The sequence below is a fragment of the Streptomyces panacea genome (genome assembly GCF_040560175.1).
Taxonomy (GTDB): Bacteria; Actinomycetota; Actinomycetes; order Streptomycetales; family Streptomycetaceae; genus Streptomyces; species Streptomyces panacea.
This window is the reverse complement of sequence record NZ_JARJHW010000224.1, coordinates 1-11,114: the sequence shown is the minus strand read 5'-3', so window position 1 is coordinate 11,114 and position 11,114 is coordinate 1. Positions and strand designations below refer to the sequence as shown.

General features: G+C 72.0%; 13 protein-coding genes. 3 read left to right on the top strand and 10 right to left on the bottom strand.

The window, feature by feature from the left end:
- The coding region (locus P3L51_RS32185; protein ID WP_435594571.1) for a protein kinase domain-containing protein at nucleotides 1-1,067 on the bottom strand (1,067 nt) is incomplete at its 3' end.
- 148 nt (nucleotides 1,068-1,215) lie between these two features.
- Nucleotides 1,216-1,488 (bottom strand): DUF8847 domain-containing protein, encoded by a 273-nt coding sequence (locus P3L51_RS32180; RefSeq protein WP_354608867.1) that lies wholly within the window; start codon nucleotides 1,486-1,488, stop codon nucleotides 1,216-1,218.
- A gap of 259 nt (nucleotides 1,489-1,747) precedes the next feature.
- Here P3L51_RS32180 and P3L51_RS32175 point away from each other — a divergent pair, with 259 nt between their 5' ends.
- Entirely contained in the window at nucleotides 1,748-2,242 is a 495-nt protein-coding gene (locus tag P3L51_RS32175) for a hypothetical protein (RefSeq protein ID WP_354608866.1), read from the top strand.
- Nucleotides 2,243-2,382: 140 nt separating this feature from the next.
- Here the strand turns inward: P3L51_RS32175 and P3L51_RS32170 are convergent, their stop codons facing one another.
- The 3 genes from P3L51_RS32170 to P3L51_RS32160 all read right to left on the bottom strand — a co-directional run bounded on the left by P3L51_RS32170 (nucleotide 2,383) and on the right by P3L51_RS32160 (nucleotide 4,817).
- The gene (locus P3L51_RS32170) at nucleotides 2,383-3,333 is read right to left on the bottom strand and encodes an AurF N-oxygenase family protein (RefSeq protein WP_354608865.1); all 951 of its coding nucleotides are present in this window, start codon (nucleotides 3,331-3,333) and stop codon (nucleotides 2,383-2,385) included.
- A 149-nt stretch (nucleotides 3,334-3,482) separates the two neighbouring features.
- Nucleotides 3,483-3,626, bottom strand: coding sequence for a hypothetical protein (locus P3L51_RS32165; protein ID WP_354608864.1), 144 nt, complete (start codon nucleotides 3,624-3,626; stop codon nucleotides 3,483-3,485).
- A 99-nt stretch (nucleotides 3,627-3,725) separates the two neighbouring features.
- Nucleotides 3,726-4,817: an amidase family protein gene (locus P3L51_RS32160; protein ID WP_354608868.1), complete on the bottom strand. Its 1,092-nt coding sequence runs from the start codon at nucleotides 4,815-4,817 to the stop codon at nucleotides 3,726-3,728.
- Between the two features lie 112 nt (nucleotides 4,818-4,929).
- Between P3L51_RS32160 and P3L51_RS32155 the strand changes: the two genes are divergently transcribed.
- Nucleotides 4,930-5,217 (top strand): hypothetical protein, encoded by a 288-nt coding sequence (locus P3L51_RS32155; protein WP_354608863.1) that lies wholly within the window; start codon nucleotides 4,930-4,932, stop codon nucleotides 5,215-5,217.
- Between the two features lie 49 nt (nucleotides 5,218-5,266).
- Here the strand turns inward: P3L51_RS32155 and P3L51_RS32150 are convergent, their stop codons facing one another.
- The 5 genes from P3L51_RS32150 to ligD all read right to left on the bottom strand — a co-directional run bounded on the left by P3L51_RS32150 (nucleotide 5,267) and on the right by ligD (nucleotide 10,278).
- Nucleotides 5,267-6,724 carry a penicillin-binding transpeptidase domain-containing protein gene (locus tag P3L51_RS32150; protein ID WP_354608862.1) on the bottom strand — a complete coding sequence of 486 codons (1,458 nt, stop codon included), beginning with the start codon at nucleotides 6,722-6,724 and terminating at the stop codon, nucleotides 5,267-5,269.
- Entirely contained in the window at nucleotides 6,721-8,148 is a 1,428-nt protein-coding gene (locus tag P3L51_RS32145; protein WP_354608861.1) for an FtsW/RodA/SpoVE family cell cycle protein, read from the bottom strand. Before P3L51_RS32145 ends, P3L51_RS32150 begins: the two co-directional genes overlap by 4 nt.
- Nucleotides 8,149-8,235: 87 nt before the next feature.
- Nucleotides 8,236-8,778 carry an SH3 domain-containing protein gene (locus P3L51_RS32140; protein WP_354608860.1) on the bottom strand — a complete coding sequence of 181 codons (543 nt, stop codon included), beginning with the start codon at nucleotides 8,776-8,778 and terminating at the stop codon, nucleotides 8,236-8,238.
- Between the two features lie 150 nt (nucleotides 8,779-8,928).
- The gene (locus tag P3L51_RS32135; protein WP_354608859.1) at nucleotides 8,929-9,321 is read right to left on the bottom strand and encodes a zinc-ribbon domain-containing protein; all 393 of its coding nucleotides are present in this window, start codon (nucleotides 9,319-9,321) and stop codon (nucleotides 8,929-8,931) included.
- Between the two features lie 72 nt (nucleotides 9,322-9,393).
- The gene (gene ligD, locus P3L51_RS32130) at nucleotides 9,394-10,278 is read right to left on the bottom strand and encodes a non-homologous end-joining DNA ligase (RefSeq protein ID WP_354608858.1); all 885 of its coding nucleotides are present in this window, start codon (nucleotides 10,276-10,278) and stop codon (nucleotides 9,394-9,396) included.
- Nucleotides 10,279-10,318: 40 nt separating this feature from the next.
- Between ligD and ku the strand changes: the two genes are divergently transcribed.
- Nucleotides 10,319-11,114: non-homologous end joining protein Ku (gene ku, locus P3L51_RS32125; protein WP_354608857.1), on the top strand; the 796-nt coding region annotated here is incomplete at its 3' end.

Genomic DNA, 11,114 nt, shown 5'->3' with positions numbered 1-11,114 from the left:
GAGAAGGCGGCGGTGGGCCGGTCGACGACACCGCTCTCACTGCCGGACGCGGTGCGGGGCCGCCCGATGCGAGTGGTGCGGGTGTCGGGCTCGGGCGCGGCGCCGGGAACGGCGTCCCGCGGGCCGTCCTGGGGTCCGTCGAGCGGGCCGTCCAGCGGCGCGTGCAACGCGTCGACCCGGGCGGCCTGTTCGGCGATCGAGGCGGAGACCACGCCGGGCAGCCAGCCGTTCGGTACGGCGGTCGCCGCGGCCGCCGCGCCCTCCAGCGCCAATTCCGCCGCGACGGCCCCGGCCGTCGGCCGCTCGCCCGGCTCCTTCGCCAGGCAGCGCGCGACGATCGGCCGCAACTCCTCCGCCACACCGTCGAGTTCGGCCGTCCCGTGCGCGATGCGTTCGGCCGCCGCGTCGGGCGGCCCTTCGGCGAGGGGCGTCGTACCGGTGGCCGCGTACGCGAGCAGCAGCCCCAGCACGAAGATGTCGGCCGGCGGCCCCGGCACCTCGCCGTCGAGCTGCTCCGGGGTCAGATACCCGAGCCGTACGGACAGCCGCCCGCCCGCCGCGGCCTCGGCCGACGCCGCCGCGCCCAGCGCCCCGAAGGCGGTGAGGCGCGGTCCGTCGGCGGCGAGGGTCACGGTGTCGGGAGCGAGCCCGTGCAGTACGGCTCCGGTCGCGTGGACCCGCGACAGCGTCTCGGCGAGCGCGGCGCCCAGTATCCGCACGGCACGCTCGGGCAGCGGACCGGCGACGGCGATGGCCTCGCCGAGGGTCAGCGCGGGGACGTAGGCGGTCGCGGTCCAGAGCGTGTCCTCCTCGGACGCGTCCGTACGGAAGTCGAGCAGTGGCTGCACCCAGCCACCGGCCAGCCGTTCGGCGGTCCGGGCCTCGGCCTGGAAGCGCCGTTGGAAGGCGGGCAGCGCGGCGAGGGCGGGGCGGGCCACGGAGACGACGGCGGTGGCTCCGTTCGCGCCGTACGCCAGATACTGCACGGCACTCGCCGACTCCCGGTACCGCGCCAGCACGGTGTACGGGCCGACGAGGCGTGGGTCGTCGTGCTGCAGCGGTTCCATCACGCGAATGCCCCCTGGTGGCTCTGCCGGGAGGTCGTCTCCGGCCCGGTCGATCCTAGATGGTGCCCGACAAATCCCGCCTGCCGCACGATATGTGGCCGTGTACGACCGGGGAGTTCGGCGATCGGGTGGGGGCCGGACCGTCGGCTCAGCCGCGGTCGGGCTTGGACCAGGGCCACTTGAGCGCGCGCCGCTCACGCCCCCCGGGGACGTACTCGTACTTCCAGCCGCGTTGCAGCCCGAGCCGCTTGGTGTACCCGGCGGGGGCGCGCCGGTACGCGAACACGGTGGGCGGCCCGCCCGCGTCATCCGGTACGGGCACCTCGTACCACTTCGGCGGGTGCCCGGTCGTACCGGTCAGCACGGGCAGTACGCGACCGTCGAGCGGCCCGCCGACAAAGATGGTCTCTTCGCTTCTCACGCGGCCAGTGTCGCGCAGCGCCCCGGCCGACGCGGACGCCGGTCACTCCCGCGGCGTACGGATCCCTTCCCGCGGTCCGCCCCCGGGCCACCGCCGCGACCAGCGGCTTAGCGGTCGGCGCTGGGCCGTTCGACGGAACCTTGCGTCATGCCCCGGCGCGCCGCTTGACGGTGCGTCTGCCTTTCATGAAGGCCACGGCTCGGTTTCCCGAGCGGGTGACAGTCGCCCGCACCGTGCCAAGGAAGCGGAGATCCCCACCATGCGCGTTGCTCGCATCCTCGCCACCGCAGCCCTGTCCTCCCTTCTCCTGGGCGCGGGTGCGGCGACGGCCCAGGCCGGCGCCGCCCAGCCGACCCTCACGGTCAGCCCGAGCCCGGCGGTCCCCGGCTCGTCGGTCACGATCTCCCTCAACGGCGGCTGCGAAGCCAGCACGGTGACGGCCTCGTCCGCAGCCTTCACCGGCTCGGTCACGCTGTCCTCGGGCTCGACGGAGGACACCTACCGGGGCACGGCCACGATCCGCAGCGGTGCCCGCGCGGGCACCAACTCGATCACCATCGCCTGCCCGAACGGCAGCCCGTCCACCTTCACCTTCACGGTGGCCACGACGACGACCCCGTCGAGGGGCGCCCAGGGCGGCCTGGGGGGCAGCGTCACGGACATGGACGCGACGAAGGTCGCGACGGGAGCGGCGCTGGTGACCCTGGCGGCGGCGGGCACCACGCTGGTGCTGCGCCGCCGGGCGAAGAACTGACGCCGAGCGTCGAGCGCCAGGCGCCCCGGTGCCGGTGCCGGTGCCGGTGCCTCACTGCCGGTCGAGAAGGATCGATCCGGTCCCTCCCGACCGGCGGGTACGGCCGGTGGTCCATGCCGCCGATCCCGCCGGACCTCTCCTCACGCCAGCAGGCCGGATGCCTTCCAGAGCCGCCGTCCCGCGCCCCGCATCACCCCGATGTCGTCCAGGAAGTCCGTCAGGCGCTTCGCACCCGACTGCATCACCTCTCGCCGGTGGCCGCTCGCGCGGACCTGGGTGAGGGCTTCGCGGCGGTCCAGGCCCACGTTGTCGTAGACCTGGGGGTTCACGAAGCAGACCGAGAAGACGCGCGCCGCCTGGCCGGCCGTGAGCCGGGTCAGTTCCTGTTCCCAGCGCGGCGCCGTGACCATCTGGCGGCGCAACTCCTCCCGGGCGTAACGGACATGGCGCGCCTCCTCCACCACATGGATCCGGGTCACGCCGCGCACCAGCGTCTGGACGCGCTCGTCCGGGAACGTCAGGCGCTGCATCCAGTCCAGGATCTCCTCGCCCAGGAGCGTCGCGGCGAACGAACCCGGTGTCGTGGAAACCGTCTTCAGCAGGCGCGCGACGTTGTGGTAGACGCGGGGCACGGGGTACGCCGGGGCGCCGCCCTTCTCGATCATCCGCGCGAACATCATCGAGTGGCGGCACTCGTCCGCTATCTCGGTCAGCGCGTAACGAACGTGACCGCTGGTCACCGACTTGTCGTAGATGTGCCTGACCAGCAGCTGCATCAGGATGATCTCGAACCAGATGCCGAGCGAGGCGAGCGACGCCGCCTCGTGGCGGGCCAGGTCCATCCGCTGTTCCTCGGACATCCGCCGCCACAGCGGGGTGTCGTAGAGGGAGACCAGCTCCGGCGGCCAGAACCACTTGCCGTCGTCCGCCGGGGCGTCCCAGTCGAGGTCCTTGTCCGGGTCGAAGGAGTGCTTGGCCGAGGCTTCGAGGAGTCGCAGCGCGACCTGCTCGCGGTCCCGGAGCGGGCCCAGCGCGTCGTGGAGGAGTGGGATGTCGTCCGGCTCGGAGTGGAGTTCGTGCGCTGTCGTCATGGCTGAGGGCACCTCGTGTTACCGGGGGTACAGTTCTCGACCCTCTTATAAGACTTCCTGTCAGCAGGTCTCGTCAATCCCCGTCACACCACTTGTTGACTCGATGTCAGCAGCATCTGAACCCGCCCGACACCCATGGTCCGCCGACGCTACGACGCCGGAGTCCCCGTCCGCGTGAACGCCGGCACCAACTCCGCCACCGCCTCGGCCGCCTCCGGCGGCATCGCGTGTGTCGCGTCCGGATCCGCCGTCGCAGCCGTCGGGCGCTCCGGTGCGGCCAACTCCGCGTCCATCCGCCGCATCGTCGCGAGCAGGAGTGCGGGTCGGCACGCACACCATGGATGAGGGGCAGAGCGCGTGCGCGCCGGTTTCCGCCCGCGACCGCGAGGTCGTCAGGGGCGGTGCGGGACCGGGAGGGCTGCCTCCGCGGCTCGCGCGATGTCGAGAAGTGCGAGGTCCGCGCCTCGCTCCACCACGAGTTGGAGTCCCACCGGGCAGCCGTCCGCCGTGAATCCCGCTGGCAGGCTCGCCGCCGGATGGCCGCTCAGGTTGAACGCCCAGGTCAGCGCCGTCGAGTAGACGTCGGCACCGGGACCCTCGTGGCCGTGCGGACGGTTCGGCGTCACGGGGGTGAGCAACAGCGGCGTACGCGCGAAGTACGCGTCGAGCCGCCGGTCGTTCTCCTGCCGCACCTCCGCGCCCGCGCCCGCTCTGGGGGCGCCGCCGCGTACCGCCAGCCACGCCTCGCACGGGTCGAGCAGTTCGACCCGTGCGGCGGGTGCGGCGGGGGCCCGGTCGAGCCGTACGACCCCGGCCGCCGCCAGCCGGTCCACCGCCGCCCGTACGACCGCCTCCACCGCCGGATCCGTCCGCGCGAAACCGAGATCCGGCGAGTACGTGGCGAGCACCGACACCCCGGAACCGGTCGGCGCCTCCTCCTCCTCGTACCCGTCCAGCACCCACCGCAGAGCGGCCCGCGCGTCCGCCACCCGCCGTGTCAGCACCCCCGCCGTCGCCAGCCCCGTCCGGTCCGGCGACGGCAGCAGCCCGTTCGTCGTCTTCAGCCCGAACACCCCGCACCACGCCGCCGGGATCCGCACCGACCCCGCCCCGTCACTGCCCGTCGCCAGCGGCACCAGGCCGGCCGCGACCGCCACCGCCGAGCCCGCCGACGAACCACCGGGCGTGCGGTCGGCGCGGTAGGGATTGACCGTACGGCCGTGGGCGCCCAGGCCCCAGGTCTGCCAGTAGGTCCCCGGCCCCGGCACCGCCGTCGAGCCGACCGGCACCGCCCCCGCCGCGATCAGCCGGCCCGCCGCGCAGGAACGGATGCCCGCCGGGCCCTTCACCGCGAACGGCAGCCCCGCCAGCGGCAGTTGGCCGTCCAGGGTGCGCGCCCGCTCCCGCGCCTCCGCGTGCCATACCTCGACGAACGCGCTCAGCTCCGGGTCGAGCCGGTCGATCCGGTCCAACGCCTCGGCCACCGTCCAGGGAGTCACCCCGATGGCCTTCCCCGGTTGCGGGCTCCCCGAACCGCGCCCACGCTTGACGGGCGGCACGAGCGTGCCGGCGGCGCCGGTGAGAGGCGGGACGGCCATGAGGGTGTTGCTGACGGTTCAGATGGACACCGAGAAGGCGAACAAGGCGATCGCGGATCGTACGCTGCCCACCACCCTGAAGTCGGTGTTCGACCGCATCAAGCCGGAGGCCGCGTACTTCGGCAGCCAGGAGGGCATGCGCACCGCCTACGTCGTCTTCAATCTCAAGGACGCCTCCGACATCCCGGGCGTCGCCGAGCCGTTCTTCCAGGACCTCGGCGCCGAAGTGAGCTTCCAGCCCGTGATGGACCTCGCCGACGTCCAGACCGGCCTCGGGAAGCTCTGATCCTGGCTGATCCTGGCTGGTCCTGGGTGATCCGGCCGATCGACACGACCTAGCCCCGAAGCGCCGCCTCCATCACCGCCCGCGCGATCGGTGCAGCGTCCCCGCCCCCGCTGATGTCGTCCCGCAGCGCCTCCGCGTCCTCCACCACCACGGCCACCGCCACCGCCGGCCGCCCCGTGCCCTCCGCCTGCGCCCACGAGATGAACCAGGCGTACGGCGTACCGGAGTTGCCCACCCCGTGCTGCGCCGTTCCCGTCTTCCCGCCGACCGTCACGCCGTCGATCCCGGCGCTCATCCCCGTCCCGGTGTCCACGACCTCCACCATCAACTGCCGCAGCCGGTAAGCCGTCGACGGGGTCATCGCCCGCTGGTACGAGTGCTCGCCCGTACGGGAGACGACATCACCGTCGGCGGCGAGCGTCCGTTCCACCAGGTACGGGTACTTGAGGTCTCCGCCGTTGGCGACAGCCGCCGCGACCATCGCCATCTGGAGCGGCGTCGCCGTCGTGTCGAACTGTCCGATCGAGGAGAGCGCCAGCTGGTCGTCGCTCATGTCCCGGTCGAAGTTGGACACCGCGACACCCGACGGAATCCTCAACCGCCGGTCGTTGAAGCCGAATTTGCCGACCGCGTCCACCATCCCGTCGAGCCCGACCTTCACCCCCAGACCGGCCATCACCGAGTTGCAGGACCACTTGATGGCGTAGGCCAGCGACTCCTTGTCGCAGCCCCGCGCGTCGTTCGGCAGCATCGTGCGGGTGCCCGGCAGGACGTACGGCTCGGGGACGCCCGTCGGCTCGTCGACGTCCTCGACCACCCCGGCGTCCAGCGCGGCGGCGGCCGTCACGATCTTGAACGCCGAACCGGGCGGATACGTCTGCCGGATGGCCCGGTTGAGCATCGGCTGGGCGTACGCGCCGTTGTACCGACGCCACGCGCCGGCCACGGCCCCGCCCGTGCCCGACAGCTCTCCCGGGTCGTACGACGGACTGCTGACCAGCGCCAGAATCCGGCCGGACGTCGGCTCGATCGCGGCGACCGCGCCCCGTCTGCCGTCGAGCCCGGTGTAAGCGGCTTGCTGCAACGCCGACTTGATGGTCGTGACGACCTTGCCGCCGGGCTCGTGGGCGCGGGCGATGTCGTTCCAGAACGGCAGGGGGGCGAGCATCGGGTCGGTGCCGGCGAGGATGCCGTCCTCGGCGTTCTCCAGGAGGGTGGTGCCGTAGGTCTGGGAGGCGTAGCCGGTCACCGGCGCGTACAACGGGCCCTGGGTGTAGGTGCGTTCGTAGCGCAGCTGCTGACCGGTGTCCTTGGAGCCGGTGACGGCCCGGCCGTCGACGAGGATCTGGCCGCGCGGCTGCTCGTAACGGTCGATGGTCCTGCGGCGGTTGGCGGGGTTGTCGTCGAGGGAGTCGGCCTGGATGACCTGGATCCGGGCCGCGTTGACGAGCAGCGCGACCAGGAGCAGCAGACAGAACGCGGCGGCGAGGCGGATATGGCTGATCATCGCTCGCCCCCCGACGCCGTCTCGGTCGAGGGCCCCGGCCCCGTGGGCCGCACCGTCACCACCGTCGGCGCGATCACGCCCGTCTCCACCGTCTCGGGGCGCGGCCTGCGCGCCGAGTCGCTCAGCCGGATGAGCAGCGCCACGATGACCCAGTTCGTCACGACCGACGAACCGCCCTGCGCCAGGAACGGCATCGCCATGCCGGTGAGCGGGATCAGCCCCGTCACCCCGCCCGCGATCACGAACACCTGGAGCGCCACGATCGACGCCAGACCGACCGCGAGCAGCCGCCCGAACGGGTCGCGCAGGGCGAGCCCGGTGCGGTAGCCGCGGGCGACCAGCAGCGCGTACAGCAGGAAGATCGCGGTCAGCCCGATCAGCCCCAGCTCCTCGCCGGCCGTGGCGAGGATGAAGTCGGACTTGGCGGCGAAGCCGATGAGGACGGACCGGCCGAGCCCCAGCCCCGTACCGAACATGCCGCCCGCCGCGAACGCGAAGAGGGACTGGGCCAGTTGGCCGGGGCCGTGGCCGGCGTCGATGGAGGCGAAGGGGTCGAGCCAGTCCTGGACCCGGCTGTGCACATGCGGTTCGAGCCAGCCGACGGCGACCGCGCCGACCCCGGCCAGCAGCAGCCCGACGGCGATCCAGCCGGTGCGGCCCGTGGCCACGTACAGCAGGATCACGAAGAGTCCGAAGAAGAGCAGCGAGGTCCCGAGGTCGCGCTCCAGGACCAGTACGAGGACGCTGAGCAGCCAGATCGCGACGATGGGGCCCAGCACCCGGCCGGTGGGCAGTTGGAGCCTCCAGATCCTGCGGCCGGTGTACGCCAGCGCGGTGTGGTTCGCCGCCAGGTAGGAGGCGAAGAAGACGGCGAGCAGGATCTTGGCGAACTCGCCCGGCTGGAAGGAGAGTTCGTCGATCCGGATCCAGATCCGGGCGCCGTTGACGGCGGGGAAGAAGATCGGCACGGTCATCAGCAGCAGCGCGGCGACCACCGACAGATACGCGTATCGCTGGAGCACCCGGTGGTCGCGCAGGAGCACGACGACGGCGATGAACAGCGCGACACCGAGCGTGGACCAGACGAGCTGCGCGGGCGCGTCCCGCTCGCCGGGGGTCGACAGGTCCAGACGGTGGAGCAGCACGAGCCCGATGCCGTTGAGCAGGACCGCGATCGGGAGCAGCAGCGGGTCCGCGTACGGGGCACGGAACCGGACCGCGAGATGCGCGACGAGGGCGAGCAGACCCAGCTTCGCGCTGTGCGCCAGGGCGCCGGGCGGCGCGGCGTGGTCGCGGGCGAGGCCGACGGCGACGTAACCGAGGACGGAGATCAGGACGGCGCACACGAGGAGCGACAGCTCGACCCCGCGCCGCTTGCGGAGGCGTAGTTCGGGCGGGGGAGAGTCCGCCGTCGTTGCGGTCATGGAGCGCAACGTAGCAACCCGACATGCCTTATGTCCGCTTATGTAAAGACATAAGGCATGTCGGGTCAGGTCACGCCTCGTGCGGCGTCAGCACCAGCGGGGCGCCTGGCCGATGTTGTCGATGTACGCGGCCGAGCCCCAGGCCCAGGTGCCGTCCGTGAGGAGGTACCAGCGGTCGTTGCCGTTCACGTCGTCGCCCCGTGTCTTGCAGAAGATGTGCACGATCTGGCCGTACGCGGCGGTGCCGATGACCCTGCTGCCGCGGGTGGGCTTGTCGCGCAGCAGGAGTCCGCTCCTGGCGATGACGCGGCCCTTGTACTCGCGGGGGGCCGACGCGGCCTCGGCTTCGGCAGCCGCGGCGGCCTCCGGGTCGACCGCGGCGGGGCGGTCCGCGTCGGCGGGGCGGTCGACGGCGGCGGGGCGGTCGGCGTCGGCAGGCCGGTCCGCGTCGGTGAGGGCGTCCGCTTGGGCCTCCGCGTAGCCGTTCGAGCTGACAGGCGGCGGGGTCGGCGGGGCCGGAACCGCCGCCAGCGCGGGCGTCGCGGTCAGCGCCGCGACGGCGACGGCGAGGGCGGCGGCGTACGGGCCGAAGGAACCCCGGAGGCGCGGGGCAGAGGAACGCTGGGACATGCGTGACTCCTGATGTTCGGGAAGGGGCGAGAAGTCGACGGAAAGCTGCTCGACCCTCGCCCGATTTACCCTAGTTTCGTCACATTCTGTCCGCAACCGTAACTCTGCGTACTCCGCGCGCTCGTGCTCCGCGCCGCCGCCCTGCCGGCGTCAGTGCTGGTACGGGTTCCCACCCTGGCCGGGCTGCTGCCCCTGGCCGCCCTGGCTGAACGGGTTCCCGCCGCCCTGCTGGCCACCCGGCGCACCCTGACCGCCCTGCGCGAACGGGTTGGCGCCGTGCTGCTGGCCGCCGCCCTGCTGGGCCTGCGTCGCGCTCTGCGCGAGCAGCTGCTCCGCCTGCTCGTTGGGCACCTGGTGCTCCACGCCGCAGAAGGTGCACTGCGTGTAGTGCTTCGTGGAGTACGGGAACAGCGGCACGAAGAAGAGGGTGAACTTGGAGACGCGCTTGCGCAGCGTGTGCGCCGACGGATTGCCGCACTGGCCGCACACGAGCGTCAGTATCGCCAGCTGGTAGATGTAGCCCTTGGTACCGAAGATGATCATGCGAGGTTCCTTCTCTGCTCATGACGCTCATGGCGGGCGCACCCCTATGGTGCACGCCCGCCCCGGCGGCGGTCACGGCAAGCGCCCCGCCCGGTTGAGATTGATGAGCGGGCCGAGGAGATCCCCGTACCGCTCCAGCCGCCCCGCGATGTCGCCCACGCGGAAGACCAGGTCCTCCGGCGCCGCGCAATTCCCCACCTCTTCCCAGGACACCGGGGTGGAGACGGTCGGTTCCGTACGCGCGCGCACCGTGTACGGCGCCGCCGTCGTCTTCGCCGCCGAGTTCTGGCTGTGGTCGACGAAGACCTTGCCGGGGCGCAGGGCGCGGGTCATCCGGTGGACCACCAGCCCCGGCAGCTCGGCCTCGGCCTCGACGGCGAGCGACTTGGCGTACGCGGAGACCTCGGGCGACGGTGTCGGCTCCAGCGGTACGAGCAGGTGCAGGCCCTTCGAGCCGGATGTCTTGGCGTACGCGCCCAGTCCGTCCACCGTCAGCCGTTCGCGCAGCCAGAGCGCCGCCGCGCAGCACTCCACCACGGTGGCGGGCTCGCCGGGGTCCAGATCGAAGACGATGCGGTCGGCGCGGGCCGGGTTGTCGACCTGCCACTGGGGGGTGTGGAACTCCACCACCAGATTCGCCGCCCACATCAGCGTCGCCAGGTCCTCCACCAGCACCTGCTCGGCGATCTGGCCCGCCGACCGCGGCACCGCCGCCGTACGTACCCAGGAGGGGGTGCCCGGTGGCGGATTCTTGGTGAAGAAGCGCTGGCCGGCGGGGCCGTCCGGGTAGCGGAGGAAGGAGACGGGGCGGTTGGCCAGATGGGCGAGCAGGGCGCCGGCCGATGTCGCGCAGTAGTGCAGGATCTCGCCCTTGGTGGTGCCGGTGGCCGGGTAGAGGACCTTGTCCAGATTGCTGAGCGCGATCCGCCGCCCCTCCACCTCCGCGATTGGCGTCATACGATGAGAATCCCACGAATTCGGATGTAAGGGATTAAACGTGCGATCCATATGGAACGGCGCAATCTCCTTCGGTCTGGTCAGCATCCCGATCAAGCTGGTGAACGCCACCGAGAGTCACTCGATCTCCTTCCGGCAGATCCATCTGGCGGACGGCGGCCGGATTCGTTACCGGAAGGTCTGCGAGCTGGACGAGGAGGAGGTCACGTCCGCCGAGATCGGCAAGGCGTACGAGGACGCCGATGGCTCGATGATCCCGATCACGGACGACGATCTGGCGCAGCTCCCGCTGCCGACGGCGAAGACGATCGACATCGTGGGGTTCGTGCCGGAGTCCTCGATCGATCCGCTCCAGGTGGGCGCGGCGTACTACATCGCGGCGAACGGGGTGCCCGCCGCGAAGCCGTACACGCTGCTGCGTGAGGCCCTGAAGCGGAGCGAGAAGGTCGCGATCGCGAAATTCGCGCTGCGCGGACGTGAGCGGCTGGGCATGGTGCGGGTGCTCGGCGACGTCATCGCCCTGCACGGGCTGCTCTGGCCGGACGAGATCCGCCGGGCGGAGGGGGTGGCGCCGGAGACCGACGTCAGCATCCGGGACGCCGAACTGGACCTGGCCGACGCCCTGATGGACACGCTCGGCGAGGTCGAACTGGAGTCGCTGCACGACGACTACCGGGAGGCCGTCGAGGAGCTGATCGCCTCCAAGGCGAGAGGCGGCGAGCTGAGGGCGCCGGAGGGGGCGGGGGAGCGTGGGGGCAAGGTGCTGGACCTGATGGCGGCGCTGGAGGGCAGTGTGCGGGCGGCGAAGGAGTCGCGGGGGAAGGGGAGCGCTGTCT